The organism is Microbacterium sp. BG28, from assembly GCF_034044005.1.
Classification (GTDB): domain Bacteria; phylum Actinomycetota; class Actinomycetes; order Actinomycetales; family Microbacteriaceae; genus Microbacterium.
In genome coordinates, this window is sequence record NZ_JAXCHA010000003.1 from 178,301 (window position 1) to 201,446 (window position 23,146).

Below are 23,146 nucleotides of genomic sequence, written 5' to 3' on the forward strand. Positions count from 1 at the left end.
GGTCGCCGTCGGGTGCTCAGCCCGCGATCGGGACGGATGCGGTCGCTGCCGCTCTGAGCTCGCTCTCCACCGCATCCAGCCAGAGCTTCAGCGAGGCGCGCGCGTCGGGGGTGTCGGGGTAGCGACAGCGCAGATGCAGGCCGATGTCGTTGATGACGAACCAGATCATCACCCCGTTCGTTCGGATAACCGCGGAGATCCACGATGCCTGCGGGTCATCGACAGCGACGGGCAGGCGTCGCGTGTCCAACCACGACAGCGCGAACATGCCTGGCGTGCGGGGCATCCCGCCGCGCGGGGCGAACACCGGAGCCAGCGGATGCGAGCCGAGCTGCAGTGCGCGGCGGAGATCCGCGGCGCACGCGCCCGGGTCGCCGTCCTCGCACTCGATCACCGAGTTCGTGATGAACCAGCCCACCGCATCCGTCCACCGCGGATCGTTGCGGCTGTGCACGGGGAACACGGCGCGCAGGGGTGCGTCGGCGACGCGGCGGGTGGCGCGTGTGACCGCCGCGAGCGCGACCGCGGTCGGGCGCACGCCGCGTTCGTCCGCGATCCGGCTCAGCTGGACGACCTGCGCGGGATCGAGCACGTCGCGCACCTCGACGACCTCGTCATGGGCGCGGCTCATGTCGCCCAGCGGAAGCGGGAAACGCGGCATGGCCTGCCCGCCCGCGGCCAGCAGCCGCTCCCACTCGTCCCGGACGCCGGCGGGCGACTCTCCCATCGCCTCCAGCAGAGCGGTGTGCTCGGCGAACGGATGCGCCGGCTCCAGGTCGGCCTCCTCGCCCGCTTGCACGCGGCGCAGAGCCCGATCCAGGTCACGGCCCAGAACCAGCAGTGACCACATGTCGACGTGGGCGTGGTCGCTGCCGATGACGACGACCGGCTCGCCCGCATCCGGCTCCACGAGGCACAGGAGGAAGGAGCCCGGCGTGTGCGGGCGGCAGCCGGCATCGAACGCCTCCCGCAGCGCCGTGGTCATACCTTCGCCGGTGGGATGCGTGCGCCACACGCCGGGCATCTGCTCGCCCGCGAACAGCCGCACGCGCTCGCCCGCGCGGAAGACGGTGCGGAGAGTCCCGTGGCGGGCGACGACCGCATCCCATGCTCGACCCACGGTCTCGCGCTCGGCACCCGCCAGGCGGAAGGAGATCGCCATCCACGATCCCGGACGGTCGCCCTCGCCGACGTGACGGCCCTGATCGAACGAGACCGGCAGCTCCTCGTCCGTCGCTTCGATCACGACGTCATAGCTGTGCAGCCGCCCGGCGGGGAGCCGAAGGCGGGCGACATTCGTGAGGCGCATGGCGCCGTAGTCTAAGGGGCGCAGATTGCGGGCAGTGGACGGGCGGGAACGGAGACGCGGATGCCGGCGCTACGTGTGCGGGGAGCGAGTCTCGACTACGACATCACCGGCGACGACGGGCCCCTCGTCGTGCAGCTCCACGGCCTCACCTCGAGCCGCAGTCGCGACGCGCAGCTGGGTCTGGATCTCGGTCGGGCGCTACGCGGTCACCGCATCCTGCGCTACGACGCGCGCGGGCACGGACGGTCGAGCGGCACCGATCGCGAGTCGGACTACGGCTGGGACGCGCTCGCCGAAGACCTGCTCATGCTGCTCGACGCGGTCGCGCCCGGCGAGAAGGTGCACGGCGTCGGTCCGTCGATGGGGACGGGCACCCTGCTGCACGCGGCGGCCGCAGACCGGCGCCGCTTCTCGACGCTCACCCTCGTCACGCCGCCGACGGCCTACAAGCGACGTCGTGCGCAGGGCGACGTGTACCGGGCGAACGCGGATCTGGTCGAACGCGGGGGTCTCGCCGCCCTGCTCGAGATCGGCGACACCGCCCCGGCCCCTCCGGCCCTCGCGGATGCGCCCGAGACCCGCCCCACCGTGCCGGCCGAGCTGTTGCCCATCGTGCTGCGGGGAGCCGCGGCAACCGACCTTCCGCCCAAGAAGCGCATCGCCCGCATCGAGGTGCCGACCCTCATCCTCGCCTGGACCGGCGACCGCACGCATCCGCTCAAGACAGCGCGCACACTGCGTGAGCTCATCGACGACAGTCGCCTGATCGTGGCTCGCAGCCCCTACGGCGTGATGGCCTGGCCCGGCCTGTTCGCCGAGCACGTCACCACCCGCGCCTGACCCTCCTCTTTCCCGCGAGACTGCATCTTCCGCACGAGATCACGGTGTTCACCCGTGATCTCGTGCTCGAAATGCAGTCTCGCGGCCGGGTGGCTCGGCGGGGTCGGATGCGGGCGCGTTCTACAGTGAGAGCATGCGGCTGCAGTTCTTCGGCGGTTTCGCGGCCGAGGATGCGGCGGGCTCGCCCATCGAGGTGCGCGGATCGCGCCAGCGTGCACTGCTGCTGAGGCTCGCGCTGGATGCGGGGACCACCGTGAGCTACCGCGCCCTCGCGGAGGACGTGTGGCCCGACGACGCCCCGGAGGACCCGCGCGCGTCGCTGCAGTCGCTGGTGTCGCGGATGCGGCGGACGCTGCCCGAGGGGATCCTCCGTGCCGAACCCGGCGGCTACGCGCTCGGCATCGCCCGCGACGACATCGACCTCGTGCGCTTCGCCGACCTCGTGCAGGCGGCACGCGCGAGCGCAGCTCCCGCATCCCTTGCCCGTGAGGCGCTGGGTCTGTGGCGGGGTGAGCCGTGGCTGCCCGACGGCTTCGACTGGGTGCTGCGCGACCTCCTCGAAGACCGCGCCCACGCCGAGCGGCTCACCCGCGCTGCGGCACCGTCGACGGGGGAGGCGCCTGCGCCCGTGTCCACGATCCCGGCGGCTCTCACCCCGCTCGTGGGCCGTGCCGAAGAGCTCGCCCTCATCTCCTCTCAACTGCAGGCGTTCCGGCTCGTCACCCTGCTGGGTCCGGGCGGTGCGGGAAAGACGACCGTCGCCCTCGAGACCGCCAGGCATCGGCCGCCGGCGGTCTTCGTCGAGCTCGCGCCGGCCCAGCCGGGCGAGGTCTGGGGCGCGGTGGTCACCGCGCTCGGGCGCAGCATCCGACTCACGGACAACCCCGCGGGTGAGCTCGCCGCAGCTGACAGCGTGCTCGCCGCCCTCGCGGGTCGGTCCGTGCTGCTCGTGCTCGACAACGCGGAGCACGTGCTGCAGGAGACGGCCGAGGTCGCGGCGACCGTGCTCGCGGTGCCGGGCGTCACCGTGCTGGTCACGAGCCGCGAGCCCCTGGGGCTGCCCGGTGAGGCGTTCGTCGAACTCGGCCCGCTGCCGGATGCGGACGCCACCGCGCTTCTCGCCGCCCGCATCCTGGCCGCACGCGGCACCGCGCCGGCTCCCGAGGAACTCCCCGCCGTCGCGCGCATCGCGCGGCACCTCGACGGACTTCCGCTCGCCCTGGAGCTGGCCGGCGCGAAGGCGCGCACGCTCGGTATCGACGAGCTGGAGTCGGGGCTGTCCGACCGGTTCGCGCTGTTCGATCGCGGTCCCCGCTCGGCCGCGGCACGCCACCAGACCCTGCGCGCGGTCATCGACTGGAGCTGGGATCTGCTCGGCGAACCCGAGCGTGAGGGACTGCTCGCCCTGGCCGTGTTCCCGGACGGCATCGACGCGGCGGATGCGGGTGCCGTCACCGCCGCCTTCGCCCTGCCCGCGAGCGTGTTCGACGAGCTCGTCGACCGCTCGCTCGTGCAGCGGGCGCGCGGGCGCTTCCGCGTGCTCGAGACGGTGCGCGAGTACGGCATCGAACAGCTTCGTCGCCGCGGCTCCGAGGATCGGGCGCGCGACACGCAGGCGCGGGTGCTCGCCCGGCGTGCCCTCGAGCGCGACGCGGAGCTGCGCACGCCCGCGGTGCGTTCCGCGATCGCGTGGTTCGACGCCAACGAGGAGAACCTGGCCGCCGCGACCCGCTGGAGCGGTGCGCGGGCGCAGATGAGCGAGACGGCCGTCGAGCTCGTGCGCGCGCAGATCTGGGCGTGGATCATGCGCGAGCGCCTTGAGGCCTTGCGCGGCGCCCTGGAACTCGTGGGCGCCGACGCCGGCCTCGACTCCGAGGCGGGCGTGGTGATCACGGGTGTGCGACTCATCTTCGCCTCTGCCGATGCGCAGATCTCGGGAGGTTTCGCTCCCGAGGACGCCGACCGGATCGCCGAGGCCGCGGCGGCGCATCCATCCGAGCTGTCGCTGATCCTGCCCGTCCTGCTGAAGGCCCAGGCTCGAGCCATCGGCGACGGGCGCCCCGGCACGCCCTGGCTGCCGAACTTCCGCCTGGACCCCGCCGATCTCGTGGGCGCACCGACCTGGTCGCGTGGCGTCGTCGCCGCGATCGAGGCGGCCATCGCGCAGAACGGCGGTGACGTCGAGCGGCTCGATCGTCAGAGCGAGGAGGCGCTGCGCCTGCTGCGCGAGGTGGGCGACACGTGGGGGATCGCGCTCGCGAGCCAGATGCGCTCCGAATGGCTCATGCTGCACGGCCGGCTCGAGGAGGCGCTGGAGATCACGGATGCCGCCAGCAGCGCGCTCGAGGGGCTGACCTCCGTCTCCGACCAGTTGCAGCAGCAGGCGTTCGCGATCGTGCTGCTGGTGCGGCTCGGCCGCATCCGCGAGGCGAGAAAGCGCCTGGTCGGGATGCAGGACGCTGCGCGCCGCGACGGTTCCGACCGCGCCATGCTGCAGGCGTCCCTCACCGCGGTGACCTTCGAGGTGATCGTCGGCGACGGGGTCGCGGCTCTCGCCATCTTCGAGACGATGCCGCCCGCGCTGCGGGACGGCGCCTTGCCGGGGATTCCCCCGCAGATCCACGCGTGGATGCACGCGCGTCATGCGCAGGCGCTCGTGCTGGTGGGGCGGCTCGACGAGGCACGAGATGAGGCGCGCGTCGGCATCGAACTCGCGATCGCGTCGGGCGACCAGCCGATCATGGGCGATGCGGCGCTCGCCGCCGCTGAACTGTTCGCCGCGACCGCCCGCCCCGGCGACGCGCGGCGGGCTCTGGCGATCGCGGCGGCGCTCCGGGGGCGCGCGGATGAGACGGATCCGGTGGTGCAGCGTGTGCGGGCGGCGATCGGAACGGATGCGGGGCCGGATGCCTCCGCATCCGGCCCCGCCGATCTCGCCGACCTGGTGGCGATGCTCTGAATCAGGCCTTGCGCATGTAGGCGCGCACGGTCAGCGGGGCGAAGATCGCCACGATGATGGCCGCGCCGGCGAGCGAGACGAACAGGTCGGTGCCGACGACGCCGGAGTTCGCGAGGTCTCGCACGGCGGTGACGAGGTGGGAGATCGGGTTGATCTCCGCGAACCACCGCAGCACGTCGGGCAGCGTGTCGACCGGGACGAAGGCGTTCGAGAGGAACGTCAGCGGGAACAGCGCCAGCATCGAGATGCCCTGCACGCTGGCCGCGGTACGGGCGATGACGCCGAAGAACGCGAAGATCCAGCTCATCGCCCACGACGAGACGATCACGAGCAGGCCCGCGCCGATGACGGCGAGCACGCCGCCGCCGGGTCGATAGCCCATGACGAAACCCATGCCGAAGGTGAGGGTCGTGGCGATCGTGTAGCGCAGGGTGTCGGCCAGCAGCGCGCCCGACAGGGGTGCGATGCGCGCGATGGGCAGGGAGCGGAAGCGGTCGAACACGCCCTTGTCCATGTCCTCCCGCAGCTGCGTGCCGGTCACGACCGAGGTCGTGACGACCGTCTGCACGAGGATGCCGGGGATCAGCAGCGGCAGGTAGTTTTGCACATCGCCGGAGATCGCGCCGCCGAAGATGTAGGCGAACATCAGGGTGAAGATGATCGGCTGCAGGGTGACATCGACGAGCTGCTCCGGTGTGCGCCGGATCTTCACGAGGCCGCGGTAGGCCATCGTGAGGGTGTTGCTCACCGTCTGGGACAGGCTCGTCCGGTTCTTCAGTGCACGCTCGGTCGCGGGCACGATGCGGTGGGGTGCGAGGGTGCTCATGCGCTCACCATCTCTTTCGTCTCGGTCTCGTCGGCGGTGTCTGATCCGGTGTCATGGCCGGTGATGGTGAGGAACACCTCGTCGAGGGTGGGTTTCTGCACGCTCATCTCGGCCAGACGCACGCCGCCGGTGCGCAGGGCGATGAGCAGATCGGTGACGCGGTCCGCATCCGCCATGGGTGCCGTGATGCGGGAGGCCTCGGGGGAGAGCGTGGCGCGCACACCGAGCACGCTCTCGACGATCTCGAGAGCGGATGCGGTGTCCGCCGTCTCCGAGACGCGCAGCTGCAGGCTGGCGGTGCCCACCGATGCCTTGAGCTCGTCCGAGGTGCCCTCGGCGACGACCCTGCCGTGATCGATCACCGCGATGCGGTCGGCGAGCTGGTCGGCCTCGTCGAGGTACTGCGTGGTCAGCAGCACGGTGGAGCCGCCGGCGACGAGTTCGCGGATCGTGTCCCACATCTGCCCGCGGGTGCGGGGGTCGAGGCCCGTCGTCGGCTCGTCGAGGAAGATGAGCGGCGGCTGGGCGATGAGCGAGGCCGCGAGGTCGAGGCGGCGCCGCATCCCGCCGGAGAACTTCTTCAGCGGGCGGCGGGCGGCGTCGGTGAGACCGAAGCGCTCGAGCAGTTCGGTGGATTTCGCGCGTGCGTCGGCACGACTGAGCCCCAGCAGGCGCGCGAAGATCATGAGGTTCTCGGTGGCCGAGAGGGTCTCGTCGACGGAGGCGAACTGGCCCGTGACGCCGATGAGCTGGCGCACGACCTGCGGCTGGGTGGTGACGTCGTGGCCGAAGATCTCGGCGCGACCCGCATCCGGACGCATGAGCGTTGCGAGCATGTTGATGGTGGTGGTCTTGCCGGCACCGTTGGGGCCGAGCACACCGTAGACGGTGCCGGTGGGAACGAGGAGGTCGACGCCGTCGACCGCGCGGTTGTCGCCGAACACCTTGACGAGGCCTTCGGCCCGGACGGCGGGAGGGAGTGAAGTGGTCATGGGGAGCCTTTCTGCTGGCGTGCTCCCAGAGTGCGCCGCTCCCGCCGTCATCCCGCTGTCACGCCGCCCCCCGCCGCTGTCACCGCGCTGTCACGCCTGGGTGCCTGCGCGTCCGGCACGTGCCCGCGCCTCCGCCGCCGCAACCGTGTGCATCCCCGTCTCCACCCGCGAGACTGCATTTCCATCACGAGATCACGGGTAATGACAGTGATCTCGTGCTCGAGATGCAGTCTCGCGGTCGAGAGGGCTCCGCGTCGGCGCAGAGGGCGGCGCGGGAGGGGCGGTGCGTCATGTGCGCGCGGCGGCGGATGCGGGGTCGTAGGGTGGCGGGATGAACCCGGACTGGACCCCGCACCGCCGCGACGACGGCGAGCTGCTCGGCTGGATCCGGCCGGAGGGATCCGGCTGGGTCGCCGTCGACCTCCTCGGCCGCGACATGACCGAGCCCGTCGAGTGGCTCGACGCGGAAGAGGCGCTCGAGGCGCGCGGGCTCGGGTGGCTCGCCGAGAAGTGGATGCTGGAGCGCGAGGGCGCAGCGCCCCTCGCCGTGCGTCTCGTGGAGGTGACCCCGGAGCGCATCGTGGTCAAGAGCGAGGACTTCGGTGCGATCGACGCGTCGCTTCGCACCTACGAGCTCGGCTGGCCGGCTCCGGCCGCACTGCGCCTCCGTGTGCCCGAGGACGCCCCGCTGACCTTCTGACCGCGCGGCGGCAGCACGGCGATGGCGACGCCGACCAGCAGGACCGCGCCGCCGACGAGCTCGGCGGGTGCGGGGATCTCGCCGAGCGCAAGCCATGCCGCCGCGATCCCGACCGGCGGCACCAGCATCGTGAACGGGACGACGGCGGATGCGGTGTGCCGGGCCAGCAGGGTGTTCCAGATGCCGTAGCCGACCAGGCTCGCGAGCCACGCCGTGTAGGCGGTTGACAGCAGCTGCGCGGTAGTGAGGTGGGTGAGCGCGGTGCCGACCGCATCCGGTCCGTCGAGCGCGACGGCGAGGAGCACCATCGGCACGGGGACCACGAGCGCCGACCAGACGGTCACCGACAGCCCCGCGCGTGCGCCGCCCTGCCCCGTGCCGCCGAGACGGCGTGCGATGACGTTGCCGATCGCCCACGAGGCGGCGGCCGCGAGCGTCACCACCAGAGCGAGCGCGGGGGTGGCGGCATCCCGTCCGGCGGCGACGATGCCGAGACCGGCGGCGCCGACGACCACGCCCACGACCTGCGCGCGGCGGGGAGTCTCGCGCAGGGCCAGCGCGGCGACGACGATCGTGAAGGCCACCTGAGCCTGCAGCACGAGGGAAGCGAGTCCCGGCGGCATCCCCATCGCGAGGGCCGTGTACAGCAGCCCGAACTGACCGAGGCTCATGAAGAGCCCGATGAGCAGCACGTCCCGCATCCGACCCCTCGGTCGCGGGACGAAGAAGATGGCGGGCACGAGGACGGCGGCGAATCGCAGCGCGACGAACAGGGCGGGTGGCATGTCGTCCAGACCCGCGTCGATGACGACGAAGTTCACGCCCCAGATGACGGCGACGAGGGACGCGAGCAAGGAGGAGCGAAGGGGCACCCGTCCATCGTGGCCGAGCCATTTTGTGTAGCACCAGCGCACAGTGCTGCATGAATTCATGAAGCACGGTGATACGGTCTGGCCATGATCGATCTCGCGGCCGTTGACGCGCTGCTCGCCCTTGCTCGCACCGGAACCGTACACGCGGCAGCAGCCGAGCTCGACTACACGCCCTCCGCCGTCTCGCAGCAGATCAAGCGGCTGGAGCGCGATCTGGGTGCACGACTCATCGACCGACAGGGGCGCGGCGTGGTTCTCACCGCCGCGGGCCGTCGACTCGTCGAGGAGGGGGCCCACCTTCGTGTGCAGGTGGAGCAGCTGCGTTCGCGGCTGCACGACGCGGGAGCGAGACCCACGGGCACCCTGCGGCTCGGGGTCTTCTCGACCGCCGTGAGAGGCGTCGTGCCCGGGCTCGTGACGCGAGCGGCGGCCGACGCGCCGGATCTGCGGCTGACCGTCACCGAAGTCGAGCCGTGGGACGCGGTCGATGCGGTCACCGCCGGCACGCTGGATCTCGCGATCGTGCATCACTGGGAGGGCGTCTCGCTCTCGCTGCCGGCGAGCGTGCGCAGCGTGGAGTTCTTGCGTGACACAGCGGATCTGCTCGTTCACCGTGACGACCCTCTCGCGTCGAGGGATGCGGTGAGCCCTGCCGACCTGCGCGATCACGTGTGGTCCTCCACGCCCGACGGAACCATCTGCTACGAGTGGTTCTGCCACATGTTCCGCGGAGAACCGCATCCTCCGCGCATCGACTTCTGGTGTCGCGAGTTCGCCTCGCAGATCGAGCTGGTCGCGCACGGGCTCGCCGTGGCGCTCGTTCCCCGTCTGGGGCGCGGACGGCTCCCGGACTCCGTGACCGCCGTGCCGGTGCGCGACCCGGAGCCGACGCGTCGAGTCGCGCTGGTGTGGCGCGCGAGCATGACAGACTCGCCCGCGGTGCGCCTCCTTCGCGAGCTCCTGCCCGCATCCTGAGTCCTGCCCGCCGTTCCGGCCGTGCGCCCACGGCGTGCCCCCCGTCCCTTCACCGCGAGACTGCATTTCGGCCACGAGATCACGGGTAAAGACGGTGATCTCGTGCGGGAAATGCAGTCTCGCGGGAGAAGGGGGCCGCGAGGGTGGCCCCGACGGGTCAGTGGTGGGAGGGCGAGAAGGCGAGCTGGGCGGAGAGCAGACCCTGCTCGCGGCTCACGATCTGGGCGCGGCCCGGCGCCGCGGGAGCGGCCTTCACTCGACCGATCAGCGGACCCTCCTCCGGGTTTCCGCCGAGCAGGATGCCGGTGACACCCAGATCGGTGAAGCGCTGGATGATCGGGTCATAGGCTGCACGACTCGCACCACCGGTACGGCGGGTGAGGATCACGTGCAGACCCAGGTCTCCTGCCTGCGCCAGCAGCGGCTGCAGCACGGCGAGAGGGTTGCCCTGGCTCGTTGCGACGAGGTCGTAGTCGTCGACCAGGACGAAGCCCTCGGCGCCCTTCCACCAGCTGCGCTCGCGCAGCTGTTCGGGGGTCACGTCGGGCCCGGGGATGCGGCTCGAGAAGAACTGCGCGAGCTCGGCCAAGCCGCTTGTGGCGGGCTCGTGCGAGGTGAGGTAGGCGCCCAAGTACTCCTGCGGGATCTCGCCCAGCAGCGAGCGGCGGTAGTCGACCGCGAAGATCTTCGCCTCGGTCGGGCCGTACTTGCGCATGATCTCCTGCGCGATGCCCCGCAGGAACGACGACTTGCCCATTCCGGAGTCGCCGTACAGGAACAGGTGGGCTTCCTTGCGCGGGTCGACGCCGAAGGGCGCGAGCTGCGCCTCGTCGACACCGAGCAGGATGCGGGCGTCGTCCGGGGTGGTCTGCGCACGCACCTCGTCGAGGGTGATCATCTCCGGCAGCAGCCGCAGCTTCGGGCCCGCCGGCCCCTGCCAGGCGGCGCCGACGCGGGCGACCATGTCGTCGACGCCGTCGACGAGGGCGGCCACATCCGAGGACCCGTCGATGCGCGGCAGCGCGGCGAGCATCTGCAGACGCTTGGCGCTGAGGCCTCGCCCGGGCTGACCGGCCGGAACGTTGGCCGCCTGCTTGCGGTCGATCTCGGAGTCCGTCGGGTCTCCCAGGCGCAGCTCGAGGCGGGTCTGGATGAGGTCCTTCAGGCTCGCGCGGATCTCGAGCCAGCGGTTGGCCGTCACGATCACGTGCACGCCGAAGCTGAGGCCGCGTGCGGCGATGGTCTGCACACGCGTCTCGAGCGCCTCGTAGTCGGCGCGCAGCGTCGCCCACCCGTCGACGACGAGGAACACGTCGCCGTAGCCGTCGTCGACGACGCCCTGACTGCGGCGCAGGCGGTAGGTGTCGATCGAGTCGATGCCGTTCTGGCGGAAGTAGCGCTCACGGTCGTCGATGATCGACTCCACCTCGGCGACCGTGCGGCGGATGGCCTCCGCCTCGGTGCGCGTGGCGACGCCGGCGACGTGCGGATGGCGCTGCAGACCCGTGAAGGTGCCGCCGCCGAAGTCGAGCACGTAGAACTGCAGCTCCAGCGGTGTGGCCGTCAGCGCGAGGGCTGAGACGAGCGTGCGGGCCAGCGTCGACTTGCCGCTGAGCGGGCTTCCGACGATGGCCACGTGACCGGCCGCGCCGCCCAGCGATACCACGAGGTTCTCGCGGCGCTGCTCGAGCGGCACGTCGACGATTCCAAGCGGGACCGTGAGGGCCCCGGCGGCGCGCCAGCCGGGGGAGTGGAGCCCCATCCGCGGGTCGACCACGAGGTCGGGCATGAGCTCGTCGAGCGACGAGGGCTCCTCGAGCGGCGGCAGCCACACCTGGTGGGCGGCAGGGCCCCTGCCCTTCATCCGCTCGACGGCGATCTGGAAGGTCGAGCGCTCCTCGACCGGCTGCGACACGATGTCGCGCGAGGTGTCGACGGGCTCCTCGACGAGCTCCAGCGGCTGTGGCGCGGCGGTGAAGACCTCGATGCGCGCGGCTTCGCCGGATATGTCGGCCGACTCGCTCGAGCGGCCGCCGGTGAGCTTCGTCTTCGGAGTTCCCGAGACGTAGGCGGCGCGGAACTGCACGAGATTGTCGGTGTCGGCCTTGAGGTAGCCCACGCCCGGCTCCTGCGGCAGCGTGTAGGCGTCGGGGGTGCCGATGATCGTGCGAGACTCCGCCGCCGAGAACGTGCGCAGACCGATGCGGTACGACAGGTACGTGTCGAGGCCGCGCAGCTTTCCCTCTTCGAGGCGCTGCGACGCCAGCAGCAGGTGCACCTGGAGCGAACGGCCGACGCGGCCGATGTTGATGAAGCTCTCCACGAACTCCGGCTTCGCGGCCAGCAGCTCGCTGAACTCGTCTGCCACGATCAGCAGCGCCGGAAGAGGCGCGAGGTCGGTGCGCCCGCCGCGGCGGGCCTTCTCGTAGTCCGAGACGTTGGCGAAGTTGCCGGCGGCGCGCAGCAGCTCCTGGCGGCGCACGATCTCACCCTGCAGGGCATCCTGGAAGCGGTCGACGAGCGCGAGCTCGCTGCCGAGGTTGGTGATGATCGCCGAGACGTGGGGCATTCCCGCCATGCCGGCGAACGTCGCGCCACCCTTGAAGTCGACGAGCACGAAGTTCAGCTGCTCGGGCGAGTGCGTCAGAGCGAGGGCGAGGACGAGCGTGCGCAGCACCTCGGACTTACCGGAACCCGTGGCGCCGATCATGACGCCGTGCGGGCCCATACCCTGCTGGGCGGCTTCCTTGAGGTCGAGCACGAGCGGGGCGCCGGTCGTGTCCTGGCCGATCGGCACGCGGAGGCGGTCGCGTTCCAGGCGACCCGACCAGGTGCGGTCGAAGTCGATCTCGCGCACGTCGGGCATGCCGAGCAGCTCGACGAGCTCGCGCTGACCCTGCTGGGCGCCGGGCGTCTCGGCGAGCGCTGCCGGGTTCGAGTACAGCGGCATGAGCCGGCGCGCGGTGGCCTCGGCCACGGCGATCGAGGTCGTGTCGGGGGTGAAGGTGCGCGATCCCGACACCACGTCGATGAGCTCGGCGTGGCGATCGGATGCGGCTGCTTCCGGCATGACGATGCGCAGGACGTCGGGGTTCTCGAGCTCTCCCCAGCGGCCGGGAAGCTCCACCACGGTGACCCCCAGCATCCCGTCGCCGCCGACGACCGGGTCGCCCATCGGCAGCTGCACGCCGTCGACGACGAGGATCACGTGCGGGGTGGCGCCGCCGCCGCGGGCGAAACGCGCGCGTTCGCGGAGTCCGGCGGGCAGCAGGTCTTCGAGGTCGTCCAGCGACGAGGCGATCATGCGAGCGGGCCCCAGCTTGTCGCTCGAGCGCGACGAGAGCGCGTGCGGCAGCCACTTGGCCCACTCCCACGCGGGCAGTTGGTCGGGGCCGGCGAGGATCGCGACGACGACGTCCTCGGGATCCTGCAGGGTGGCGGCTCCCACGACCATGGCGCGGGCGAGGGCGCGCACCGCATCCTCGTCAGGACCGACGACTTCGATGCGTGCGTAGTCGGTCAGGGTCACCCCCAGCGGCAGATCCGGCTGGATCTCGTGGGTGAGCATGAACCGGTGGGCCGCGGATGCGGCGACGGGGTCGAGCTGGGCGAGCGGCGGGAGATCCGGCGCCTCGAGCGAGATGCACAGCGGCTGGTCGCACGCGCCGATGCGGGTGAGCAGGAAGTTCTCATCGCCGGGCTGACGCTCCCAAACGCGCGTGCGCTCCTCCGCGATGAACGGCAGCGCCGAGGGTGAGGGAGTGACCCACGCGCCGTGGCGACGCTGCTTGCGCGCAGCCGTGCGGACGGTTTCGCGCAGGTCGCTGAGGTAGGCGAGGTACTCGCGGCGGTTGCCGAGCACCTGGGCGTTGCGTTGCGCGCGCTGGCGCCATCCGTTGACGGCGACGAAGCCGAGGGAGGAGAGCAGGAACATGCCGCCGGTGATGAAGCCGGTCGGTCCCGCGTTGGAGATCGTCACCATGACGATCGCGCCCACACTGCCGAGCATCGGCAGCAGGGAGGTGAGCATGCTGCTGCCGCCCTCGTTCGGAACCAGCTCCGGCGGCGGCTGCACGACGATGCGACCACTCGGCACGGACGGCGGGGCCAGGCGTGGTCCCTTGCTCACGAAGCGGCTCCGATCAGTCGGCTGACGGTGAAGATGCGGTTCCCGATCCGGATGCGGGTGTCATCGTCGACGAAGGTGCGTGCATGGGGTGCGAGAGGCACCACCTGGCCGTCATCGTCGATCAGCTCGGTCCCGTTGGTCGAACCCGTGTCGGTGACCCAGAGGCCCGCGTGATCGAACTCGAGACGGAGGTGGGTCTTGGAGACGCTGGAGTCGGGATCCGTCACCGTCACCAGCAGATCGGTCTGCTCGCTCTGCTCGGGGCTGCGGCCGAGGTTGACCGCGACGGGCAGAGGCAGGCGCGCACGCTGGCCGGTGTCGAAGATGAGCAGCAGCTCGCCGGTGGGGCGCTCGCCCGACTCGGACTGGTCGACGACCGGCGCCGCTGCGGCGGGACCCGCCCAGCCCGCGACCGCTGCGGCCGGCGCCGGGACATCGGGCGTTGCGACGGCGGCGACGGGGGCTGCCGGCGGCTCGGCGGGTGCGGGCGGGGCGATCGGTCCCCGGGCTCTGCCGGATTCGACGGGTGCGGGCGACCAGGGGCGTGCGATGACGGTCGGGGAGGGGACGGCGACGATCTCGTCGGCGGAGCGCCGTCTGCTCCGCCGTTCCGCCGCGGGGCGGCGGGGAACGGCGACGACGACGGTCTGCGCGGCGCGGTCGGCCCAGGAGCGACGCAGGCCCGAGCGGTCGGCGGATGCGGACCCCTCGACGACCCATGCTCCCGCGCCGAACACGAGGGAGCCGATACCGACCAGCAGACCGCGCACGAAGCTGCGCCCTGCGCCGGGCGAGTATGGGGCGTCCAGGCGCGCGACGCGCAGCCCCAGCAGGGCCTTCCCCGGACCGGACCCGGTGCGGGCTTGGAGGATCCACAAAGCCAGGACTGCCTCGGCGCCCACGAGAAGCCCGAACACGGCTGACCCGCTGACGAGGGCGACGGTCACGCCGAGGGCGACCACGATGGCGACGTCGATCGTGAAGGCGGCGAGTCGTGCTCCGACTCCGGCGGGTTCGCCCGTGAACTGCGGCGGCAGACTCATGCGCCCATCATTCCACGCAGGATATCGACGGTATCGGCGGCGAGCAGCCCGGCGGGCAGTGACAAGGCGATCGCGATCCATTCGATGACGTCCCCGAATCGCGACCAGCGCAGGGACTGCGCGCCGCGGCTCGTGGGGATGATGATCAGCGCGGCGATCGCGCCGACGGCCAGGAGGATGCCCGCCAGCACAGTGAGCAGCACGGGGTTGGCCTCACGGGTCGCGGTCAGCACCATCACGACCGCCACGGCGCCCGCGGCGAGTCGCGGCAGCCACCGCAGCAGCGGCACCGAGAAGCGGCGTGCGCCGAGCAGGAGCGCGAGCACGACCGTGATCGCCAGGGCGATGCGGCCCGAGAGCACGAGCGGGTCGAAATCGTCCATGTCCGGCAGTGCGAAGGGAGCGCTCAGAGCCACCGCGACCATCAGCACGAACGTGCCGGCCACGAGTCGGCCCGTGGAGCGCGCCACGAGCTCGCGGGCATCGGCGGCGCCGATGGAATGGATCTCCTCGGGCAGCTGCTGGCGCACGCTCCATCGCGTGGTCTGGTAGCGCTCGTAGTCGATGAAGATGCCCGGCGGAACGTCGACAAGGGTGGCCAGCAGGATGCGCAGAGCCACGGGTGCAAGACCGAGCGTGACGGCGGTGGGCGCAGCCACGGGCAGCGAGAGGATGAGCGAGAAGCCCCATACCCCCGCCAGCACGAGCAGCAGGGTCGTGGCGGCCGAGAGGCGCGCGTGCAGCCCCGCGGGGCGCCCGACGAGAGCGAGCATTCCCGCCAGCACCGCTGCCGAGAGCAGGCCGACGAACACCTGCAGCGTGGAGGTCGCAGCGGGGAACGCGGGGACGATGCCGGCGCCCGCGGCGAAGGCCAGCGTCAGGACCGCGACGAGGGCGGCGTCGGTGCCGTTGGCGACACCCCGCGCGCGCACGGCGAGCGCCATGCCCGCCGTGACGGCGAACGCGCCCATGGCGACCGCTAACGGGAAGCGCAGCGACTCCCGGACGGCGTCGGGGGCGATGAGCGAGAACACCGCGAGCACGAGCGCGATGCCGCCGAGCACCCACCAGGCTCCGGGTGCCTCTCCGCGGGAGGGGTCACGACGTCGGCGGCGGTCCTGTTTCACCTTCTGAGACAGATCCACGAGCGCGAGCACGGTGCCGTCGCTGAGATCGTCGACGCGCAGCAGCGGGCTCACTTCGCGTCCGTCGACCTCGAGCAGCACGTCGCGTCCGACCTCCTGGCGGATGCCGAGACTCGCGAGCGCGTCGGCGATGCTGGCCGCGGGAGGGATCAGGAGATCGTGGCGGGCGGCTCCGTCGACGATCGCGATCCGCCGGCGTTCCTCGGTGTCGGCGGGCGTGGTCACTGCTGCCCTCCCACCGCGGTGTCTCGCCGCGGCGCCCGGTGTGCGCCTGCCATCGTCGTGCCGCCCCCACTTCTCACGTCTCGACAGCGTAACGTCCGGCGTCGCCCTGCGACGCCTGCGCGCGGATTGTCCACAGAACCGCTACGATTCGACACCCCCGTCGATCAGGCGCCCAGCGCCGCCGCGGCGATCGCCCGGGTGGCTTCGACGTCGCGCATCCACAGGGGGGCGACGACCGGCCGGATCCCGAGAGCGCCCACGGATGCCGCGGATGCCGCATCCTCCTCCGCCAGCAGCCACGCATCGAGGACGCCGCCGGCGCGGCGGCTGCCGTAGTGGGCGGCCACCGCCGCGGCGGAGGTCTCGACGCCGATCGCGGTGAGGCACACGTCGGCCATGCCCCGCACGACGCGGCCGCCGATGATCGGGGAGACGCCGACGACTCGGGCAGAGGTCTGCGCGAGCGCCTCACGGATGCCGGGCACGCCGAGCACGGGACCGATCGAGACCACCGGGTTGGACGGGGCGAGCACGACGACATCGGCCTGGGCGATGGCCTCGACGACACCCGGCGCGGGAGCCGCCGCATCCATCCCAGGGTTCTCGAAGGCGCGGGGCGCCAGCGTGGCGCGGTGGCGCGTCCACCACTCCTGGAAGTGGAGGCGCCCGCCGTCCTCGAGAAGCACGTGCGTGTCCACCTCGGCGTCGGTCATCGGCAGCAAGCGAACCCCGAGCGGCCATCGCTCCGACAGGCGGGCCACCACCTCCGACACCGTGGCGCCGTCGCGCAGCCAGCCGGTGCGTGCGAGGTGCGTACCGAGATCCAGATCGCCGAGGGTGAACCACGGCCAGCCCGCTCCCCAGGCCTGCAGCTCGGCGTTGACCCGCTCGGTGTCGCCCGCGCGTCCCCATCCGCGCACCATGTCGTTCTGGCCCGCGAGGCGGTAGAGCACGGAGTCGATGTCCGGCTGCAGGCGCACACCCGACAACCACAGGTCGTCGCCGGTGTTGACGATGATCGTCGCGGGGTCTGCGCCGCGGCGGGCCAGCTCCGCCCGCATCCCTTCGCTGAACGTGGATCCGCCCACGCCGCCCGCGATGACGACGACCCGGGGCTGCTCGTTCTGTGCCATCGGACAAGTCTCCCAGAGCCGGTGACGCGGTCCGCGGTGCAGCTACGCTGCCCACATGCTGTTCGGGAGGAAGAAGCGCGAAGCCGAGGCCGAACTCCGTCGACAGATCCGGCCACAGGTGCTGGCCGCCGGCTGGGAGTGGGAGGATGCGGCACCCCCGCCCCCGCTGGAAGTGCAGGAAGCCGTCTTGCGCATGACTCGCCCGTACGGCCGCATCTGGACGGTCGGAGTGAGCGAGAGCGTATCGGGCGCGCTGCGCTCACACGCCTTCCGAGCCGGGCGACTCGTGGGTTACGCCTACGGGACGACCAACAGCGGCACCCCCTACGGGCGGCTCGCGACCGCTCACGCGGTGTGGATGTCGTTGCCCGGGACTCTGCCCGAGATCCGTCTCGAGGATGCGACTCTTCCCGCCCGCGACGATCTCGGTCTGCGTCTGCCGCCCATCCCGATCGGTGTCGGCGGGCGCTGGACGGTGCAAGGGTTCATCCCCTCCTTCGCGACGGATCTGCTGACCCCCGAGGTGGTCGCGTGGCTCGACACCGCGCCGCCGCGCTGCACCGTGATCATCCGCGCCGGTCTCGTGATCGCCTACGGGGCGGACGCGTTCGACGCGCCGTCGATCGCGACCCGAGCGGAACTGCTGGCGGGGCTGATCGAGCGCGTGCCTACGGGTGCGTGGAACCGCGCCGACGCCCTGGTCGCCGGAACGGGGGTGTTCCCCGTGGAGGCTCCGGACGGCGCCGCGCTGCGCCTGGACGAGCGCCTGGTCGCGCGCGACTGGCAGGGCTACGGCCTGCAGCGCATCCCGTGGGAGGACGCTCCGACGGCCGAGAGCTCCGTGGTCTTGCGCCATCGGGACGCGGTGGACGTCTGGCGCGCGGATGAGGCGCCGACGACCTCGTCGCCCGGCGTCGCCGTCGGGTTCCGGCTCGGACATGCCGCATCGGGCGGTGCCGTGGCGCGGCCGCGCATCGCGACAGTGGCGAGCACGCTCGCATCGGGCGGCTCCGTCGAGTCGTGGCCCAGCCCATAGGTCCCCCAGAACCCGGCACGTACCCGACCGGGCGCGGTTACGCTGAGCGCATGTTGCCGTTCGGTTCCAAGCGTCGTGAGGCGGATGCCGCCGCGCGACGGGCCACGAGGCCGCTGTTCGAGTCTCGCGGGTGGCACTGGGAGGATGCCGCGCCGCCCCCGTCGATCGAGATCGCGGAGGCCGCCTTCCGGGCCACTCCGGCGAAGGAGATCTGGCCCACGGGGATGAGCGAAGTGGTCACCGGTCAGGCGCACGGTCACGACGTCACGGTCGCACGTCTGGTCGGCTACCTGCAGCGTCGCGGCAACAAGGGCAACGCGTGGGGCGACCGTTACGAGACGAACCTGATCTGGATGCGGCTGCCCGCCGCACTGCCCGAGATCCGCTTCGGCGATCAGTCGCTGCGTGCCCGCGACGACTACGGCATCAAGCTGCCGCCGATCCCGCCTCTCGGCCAGCTCTGGCCGAGCACGCGCTGGAGCGTGGAGGGCTTCATCCCCGCCTTTGCGCAGGACCTGCTCACTCCCGAGTTCGTGGCAGCACTCGAGACCGCACCCGAGCGATCGCCGGTCGTGATCCGGGCGGGCGTCATCCTCAGCTACGGCGCCGAAGCGCTCGACGTCGCGTCCGTCGACGCCCGAATCGCCCTGCTCGCCCGCCTCGTGGACGCGGTGCCCGCCGCTGCGTGGGGCCGGGCCGACGCCCTCGTCGCGGGCACGGGCGTCTTTCCCATCGTCATGAAGGACGGTGCGGCCCTCCGACTCGACGATCGGCTGATCGCGCGCGACTGGAAGGGCTACGGTCTGCAGAAGGTCGACTGGCGAGACACGCCGACGGCCGAGGGCATGGTCTCGTTGAAGCTGGGCGAGGCTCGCGACGTGTGGGACGACGAACCGCCGAACGCCGCGCCCACCGGGCTGACCGTCCGCTTCGGCCGCTCACTGCTGGCGGGCGGACCGATCGACCGCGGCATCCCGACCGTGAAGTCGACGCTCGATCCACAGTGATGTCCAGCCCCCTGCGTGCGCGGACGCCGTTCGCCATGATGGTGTGCGTCCGTATCCTTCGCCACGACCAGGGGGTCGCGAATGTCTGATCACATCACCATCGACTTCGACCGGGTCGCGCAGTCGGTACAGGCGATCCAGCAGTCGTCGGCGGAGATTCACAGAGTGCTCGACGAGATGGACGCACAGCTCTCCCACCTCGACTCGGCGTGGCAGGGCCGCGCTTATCAGGCGTACGTCGGGATGCGGGTGCACTGGGAAGCCCAGATGCGTGCCATGCAGCGCCAGCTCGACGCGTACGCGCGAGTGATGGAAGAGGCCGGCGGCGCCTTCGCCGAGCAGGAGCGTTCGCTGGCCCGCTCGTTCTGATCCGCGGCGTTCAGCGCTCGCGGATCTCCGACCCGTCATCGTCCAATGAGGAGATCGGCGCGGCGAGACCGGCCCGGATCTCCGCGAGCATGGCGGAGCCGACCGCCCCACCATCGGCCTCGACGACGCTCTCGGCAGCGGCTTCCTCCAGGTTCAGAAGGGCCTGACGCAGGGTCGAGGTCAACAGCCGCGAGAGTCCGGCGGCCCCCAGGTCCAGTCCCCGCTGCTGGATGCGAACATCCTCAAGAAGGCCAGATGACGCCACTCGCACGGTGACCTCGCCGCGAAGCGACGTGGCGGATGCGCCGCCGCGTGCGGACAGCAACTCCTGCACCCGCTCCGCGGCCGCACCCTGCTCGACTGCACGGGCGTACTGGGCCTGATGATCGGCGACCAGACGCCTGACGTCTTCGGGAACCCCGCTGAAATCGACGGAAGGATCCAGCATCACTTCTCTCCGTTGTTGTTCTCGGCCGACGTGCGGACGGCGTCGACGATTCCCGGCAGATTGACCGTGATCTCCAGCGGTTCGGCGGCGCTGAGCACCTGAGAGATCGCCTTGCCGTTGATCTCGAACTCGTGCTGGAACATCGTCAGCTTGTCGACGATGTCGCTGATCTTCTTCATGACCTCTTGGATCTTCTCGACCCACTTGGCCACCTGAGGAACCCGCGTCGCGATCTTGCTGGAGCACTGCGCGACGACGGCCGGGAGGCCGACGCCCACCGTGGCCATGGCGATGACGACCGCTTGGATCAGCTGCCCGACGAGGTCGGAGATGATGGACTTCACGATCTCGTAGACGATCTCCACGATCATCGCGGCATTGCGCAGACCGTTCGCGACGCCGTGGCTCGCCTGTGCGACGGACTCGACGATCTGCGTGAGCCCCTCCGCCAACTTCGCGTAGGCGTCGGCTGCGACGCCGGTCCAACTCGCCAGGAGCGCCTGCACCGCGGGGCCTCGCGCGCTGGCCACCTCCTCGAGTGCCCCGCCCAGGTTGTCCCATGTCTCGCCCAGTGCGCGCACCATCTCGGGGCTGCCCGTGAGCATCTCGAGTGCTTGGTGGAGCGGCGGCATGTAGTCGAGCAGGAACGACGCGCAGGAGGAGGCGAGGGTCGCGATGGGGTTCACCATCATGTCCACCACGTCCAGGGCGGTGCCGGCGACGTCGAGGATCCCCCCGCCGATGTCCCCGCTGCCGAAGCTCTCCGCGGCGGATGCGATGTTGCCCGCTACCGGGACGGCGTCCAGCACGGCGGCACCGCTGACTCCCTCATAGGACGGTGCGACGAACAGGTCTGCCATCTCAGCCCTCCATGCCGATCAAGCGGCGGATCTGATCCGCCAGCTCGGAGTCCGCCGCCCGATAACCGAGCGCCGCGGCCTTCATCGCCGTCGACTCCGCCTTCACTGCTCCGGAAAGAGCGGCCATGCCGGCCAGTGCGCTCACCTGCTGCAGCGAGACGATGGGAACGAGGAACGAGCACAGCAGCCCGAACGCGGCCGGCTGCAGAGCCACGGCGGTCAGCGCCGTGGAAGACACCTCGCCGATCCGTCCGCCGGCCTCATCGATCTTCGCCGCGTGCGTCTCCAGCGCCTGCGCCTGGACATCCAGTCTGGTCATCCCCGCTGCCCTCCGTTGTTATCGTCGGCCGGCTCGTCGCCGCTGATTGTTCCGCGTTCGTACTCCTCGATCCGCTCGTAGAGCTCTTGGATTCGATCGCCCAGATCTTCACGCATCGGCGTCGTGGTGTGCGGCTGCAGCAGCGCGAGTCGGAGCGGCTCCGCCTTCTCCTGCACGTCCTGGATGGCGCGTTGTGTCGCTTCGAGCACCATCGCCGACACCTGCGCGCCGTCGTGCGCGAGCGCTTCGTCGTGCACGGTGATGTCGAGAGGGATGCCGTGATGGTCGACCGTGACCGTCACTTCTCCCTCCTCACTCGATCCGACGCCCTGGAGTCGGGCGATCTCCGCCCCGACTTCCTCCGCTACCGCCGACAACTGCGCAGCCTGTGCCAGCTGCGCCGTGATGGCCGTGATGATCTGTGCGGCAGTTTCCACGCAGAGCCCTTCCTGGACGCGATTTTCCCTGGGAGCCTACTCAGATTGACGAATCGCTGCGGGGCCCTTGTGGATGCGGTCACCTGTGCGGCATAGGGCATTACCGCAGAGCGGGCGGCATGCGCCGCCGATAACGGGTTCTGCAAGCGCCGCTGTACGCGGCGGCTCCTCGATCAGCCCTGAGGAGTGGCCCCCGCGGCCGCACGCGCGGCGGTGGGAAGGGCCGCCACGACGGCGGCGAGAGCGTCGTCGTCGTGCGCGGCGGTGAGGAACCACGCCTCGTACACGCTCGGCGGCAGCGAGACGCCCGCGTCCAGCATCGCGTGGAAGAAGGCCGGATATCGCCACGCCTCCTGCGTCTGGGCGGCCGCGTACGACAGCGGCGCCTCCGAAAGGAAGGCCACGCCGAACAGCGAACCCGCCCGTGGGACGGCATGCGTCACGCCGGCCTGCTCGAGAGCACCCGACAGGGCCGCGGCGATCGTGGATGCGGCGGCGTCGACCCGCGCGTACACCTCGCCGGTGGCCAGGCGCAGCGTTGCCAGACCGGCGGCGACCGACAGCGGGTTTCCCGACAGCGTGCCCGCCTGGTACACCGGCCCCACCGGCGCGAGGGTGTCCATCACGTCGGCGCGACCGCCGAGGGCGGCCAGCGGCATGCCGCCGCCGACGACCTTGCCGAAGGTGAAGATGTCGGGGGTGTAGTGCTCGCCCGCCTCCTGCTGCAGCCCCCAGAATCCGGCCGGGTGTACGCGGAAGCCCGTCAGCACCTCGTCGAGGATGAGCAGGGCGCCGTGCCGATGGGCGATCTCGGCGAGCGCGGCGTTGAAGCCCGGAGCGGGAGGGACCACGCCCATGTTCGCCGCGGCGGCTTCGACGATGACGGCCGCGATGCGATCGCCGTGCACCGCGAAGACCTCGTGCACCTGGGTCAGGTCGTTGTAGTCGATGACCAGCGTCTGCGCCGCGATGGGGGCCGGGACGCCGGCGGATCCGGGGAGGGCGAGCGTCGCCACGCCCGAGCCCGCCGCCGCGAGCAGCCCGTCGGAGTGGCCGTGGTAGTGGCCGGAGAACTTCACGAGCAGGTCGCGGCCCGTGTAGCCGCGGGCGAGCCGGATGGCGGTCATCGTCGCCTCGGTGCCGGTGGAGACGAGGCGTACGCGGTCGATCGGTGCGGCATCGCCCACGCGCACGCGGTCGGCGATCAGAGCGGCCAGATCGACCTCGGCCTCCGTCGGCGCACCGAAGGAGAGCCCGCGGGCCGCAGCCTCCTGCACGGCCGCGACGACCTCGGGATGCGCGTGGCCGAGCAGCGCGGGACCCCATGACGCCACGAGGTCCACGTACCGGCGACCCGCCGCATCCGTCACGTACGGCCCCGAGGCCGACGCGAGGAAGCGTGGCGATCCACCCACCGAGCCGTAGGCGCGCACGGGGGAGTTCACGCCGCCCGGGATGACCTCGCGGGCGTGCGCGAACAGTTCCTCGTTGCGGTCGGTCATGAGTCGTCCTTCCGTGGATC

The 23,146-nt window shown here is 71.3% G+C and carries 20 protein-coding genes; 7 read left to right on the forward strand and 13 right to left on the reverse strand.

Going from position 1 to position 23,146, the window contains the following annotated elements; translation table 11 throughout:
• Nucleotides 1–16 precede the first annotated feature (16 nt).
• Nucleotides 17–1,309 (reverse strand): condensation domain-containing protein, encoded by a 1,293-nt coding sequence (locus tag SK224_RS12015; protein ID WP_320434915.1) that lies wholly within the window; start codon nt 1,307–1,309, stop codon nt 17–19.
• A 60-nt stretch (nt 1,310–1,369) separates the two neighbouring features.
• Between SK224_RS12015 and SK224_RS12020 the strand changes: the two genes are divergently transcribed.
• Nucleotides 1,370–2,149 carry an alpha/beta hydrolase gene (locus SK224_RS12020; protein WP_320434916.1) on the forward strand — a complete coding sequence of 260 codons (780 nt, stop codon included), beginning with the start codon at nt 1,370–1,372 and terminating at the stop codon, nt 2,147–2,149.
• A gap of 133 nt (nt 2,150–2,282) precedes the next feature.
• Nucleotides 2,283–5,108: a winged helix-turn-helix domain-containing protein gene (locus tag SK224_RS12025; RefSeq protein WP_320434917.1), complete on the forward strand. Its 2,826-nt coding sequence runs from the start codon at nt 2,283–2,285 to the stop codon at nt 5,106–5,108.
• Between the two features lies 1 nt (nt 5,109).
• Here SK224_RS12025 and SK224_RS12030 read toward each other — a convergent pair whose 3' ends face one another.
• On the reverse strand, nt 5,110–5,934 hold the full coding sequence (locus tag SK224_RS12030) for an ABC transporter permease (RefSeq protein WP_320434918.1): 825 nt from the start codon (nt 5,932–5,934) through the stop codon (nt 5,110–5,112).
• Nucleotides 5,931–6,926 carry an ATP-binding cassette domain-containing protein gene (locus SK224_RS12035; protein ID WP_320434919.1) on the reverse strand — a complete coding sequence of 332 codons (996 nt, stop codon included), beginning with the start codon at nt 6,924–6,926 and terminating at the stop codon, nt 5,931–5,933. Before SK224_RS12035 ends, SK224_RS12030 begins: the two co-directional genes overlap by 4 nt.
• A gap of 331 nt (nt 6,927–7,257) precedes the next feature.
• On the opposite strand from SK224_RS12035, the gene SK224_RS12040 reads away from it, so the two are divergent.
• Nucleotides 7,258–7,626: a hypothetical protein gene (locus tag SK224_RS12040; protein ID WP_320434920.1), complete on the forward strand. Its 369-nt coding sequence runs from the start codon at nt 7,258–7,260 to the stop codon at nt 7,624–7,626.
• On the opposite strand, the gene SK224_RS12045 is transcribed toward SK224_RS12040, so the two are convergent.
• Nucleotides 7,554–8,498: an EamA family transporter gene (locus SK224_RS12045; protein WP_320434921.1), complete on the reverse strand. Its 945-nt coding sequence runs from the start codon at nt 8,496–8,498 to the stop codon at nt 7,554–7,556. The two genes, SK224_RS12040 and SK224_RS12045, sit on opposite strands and share 73 nt — an antisense overlap.
• A gap of 84 nt (nt 8,499–8,582) precedes the next feature.
• Here SK224_RS12045 and SK224_RS12050 point away from each other — a divergent pair, with 84 nt between their 5' ends.
• On the forward strand, nt 8,583–9,473 hold the full coding sequence (locus tag SK224_RS12050) for a LysR family transcriptional regulator (RefSeq protein ID WP_320434922.1): 891 nt from the start codon (nt 8,583–8,585) through the stop codon (nt 9,471–9,473).
• Between the two features lie 157 nt (nt 9,474–9,630).
• Here SK224_RS12050 and eccCa read toward each other — a convergent pair whose 3' ends face one another.
• From eccCa to cofD, 4 genes are all read right to left on the reverse strand, one after another.
• On the reverse strand, nt 9,631–13,602 hold the full coding sequence (gene eccCa, locus SK224_RS12055; protein ID WP_320434923.1) for a type VII secretion protein EccCa: 3,972 nt from the start codon (nt 13,600–13,602) through the stop codon (nt 9,631–9,633).
• Nucleotides 13,599–14,645: an RDD family protein gene (locus tag SK224_RS12060; RefSeq protein WP_320434924.1), complete on the reverse strand. Its 1,047-nt coding sequence runs from the start codon at nt 14,643–14,645 to the stop codon at nt 13,599–13,601. The genes eccCa and SK224_RS12060 overlap by 4 nt, the downstream gene beginning before the upstream one ends.
• Nucleotides 14,642–16,015, reverse strand: coding sequence for a hypothetical protein (locus SK224_RS12065; protein WP_320434925.1), 1,374 nt, complete (start codon nt 16,013–16,015; stop codon nt 14,642–14,644). The genes SK224_RS12060 and SK224_RS12065 overlap by 4 nt, the downstream gene beginning before the upstream one ends.
• 164 nt (nt 16,016–16,179) lie before the next feature.
• Complete coding sequence (cofD, locus tag SK224_RS12070) at nt 16,180–17,148, reverse strand: 2-phospho-L-lactate transferase (RefSeq protein ID WP_320434926.1); 969 nt, start codon at nt 17,146–17,148, stop codon at nt 16,180–16,182.
• Nucleotides 17,149–17,203: 55 nt separating this feature from the next.
• Here cofD and SK224_RS12075 point away from each other — a divergent pair, with 55 nt between their 5' ends.
• The 3 genes from SK224_RS12075 (at nt 17,204) to SK224_RS12085 (ending at nt 19,560) form a co-directional block, all read left to right on the forward strand.
• Complete coding sequence (locus SK224_RS12075; protein WP_320434927.1) at nt 17,204–18,184, forward strand: hypothetical protein; 981 nt, start codon at nt 17,204–17,206, stop codon at nt 18,182–18,184.
• A gap of 50 nt (nt 18,185–18,234) precedes the next feature.
• Nucleotides 18,235–19,191 (forward strand): hypothetical protein, encoded by a 957-nt coding sequence (locus tag SK224_RS12080; protein ID WP_320434928.1) that lies wholly within the window; start codon nt 18,235–18,237, stop codon nt 19,189–19,191.
• An 81-nt stretch (nt 19,192–19,272) separates the two neighbouring features.
• On the forward strand, nt 19,273–19,560 hold the full coding sequence (locus SK224_RS12085) for a WXG100 family type VII secretion target (protein WP_320434929.1): 288 nt from the start codon (nt 19,273–19,275) through the stop codon (nt 19,558–19,560).
• A gap of 10 nt (nt 19,561–19,570) precedes the next feature.
• Here the strand turns inward: SK224_RS12085 and SK224_RS12090 are convergent, their stop codons facing one another.
• The 5 genes from SK224_RS12090 to hemL all read right to left on the reverse strand — a co-directional run bounded on the left by SK224_RS12090 (nt 19,571) and on the right by hemL (nt 23,126).
• Nucleotides 19,571–20,008: a hypothetical protein gene (locus SK224_RS12090; RefSeq protein ID WP_320434930.1), complete on the reverse strand. Its 438-nt coding sequence runs from the start codon at nt 20,006–20,008 to the stop codon at nt 19,571–19,573.
• Nucleotides 20,008–20,868 (reverse strand): hypothetical protein, encoded by an 861-nt coding sequence (locus tag SK224_RS12095; RefSeq protein ID WP_320434931.1) that lies wholly within the window; start codon nt 20,866–20,868, stop codon nt 20,008–20,010. The genes SK224_RS12090 and SK224_RS12095 overlap by 1 nt, the downstream gene beginning before the upstream one ends.
• Before the next feature lies 1 nt (nt 20,869).
• A complete protein-coding gene (locus SK224_RS12100; RefSeq protein WP_320434932.1) occupies nt 20,870–21,187 on the reverse strand; it encodes a type VII secretion target in 318 nt (105 codons plus the stop codon).
• Entirely contained in the window at nt 21,184–21,624 is a 441-nt protein-coding gene (locus SK224_RS12105) for a YbaB/EbfC family nucleoid-associated protein (protein WP_320434933.1), read from the reverse strand. Before SK224_RS12105 ends, SK224_RS12100 begins: the two co-directional genes overlap by 4 nt.
• Nucleotides 21,625–21,797: 173 nt before the next feature.
• Nucleotides 21,798–23,126: a glutamate-1-semialdehyde 2,1-aminomutase gene (gene hemL, locus SK224_RS12110; RefSeq protein WP_320434934.1), complete on the reverse strand. Its 1,329-nt coding sequence runs from the start codon at nt 23,124–23,126 to the stop codon at nt 21,798–21,800.
• Between the last annotated feature and the right edge of the window lie 20 nt (nt 23,127–23,146).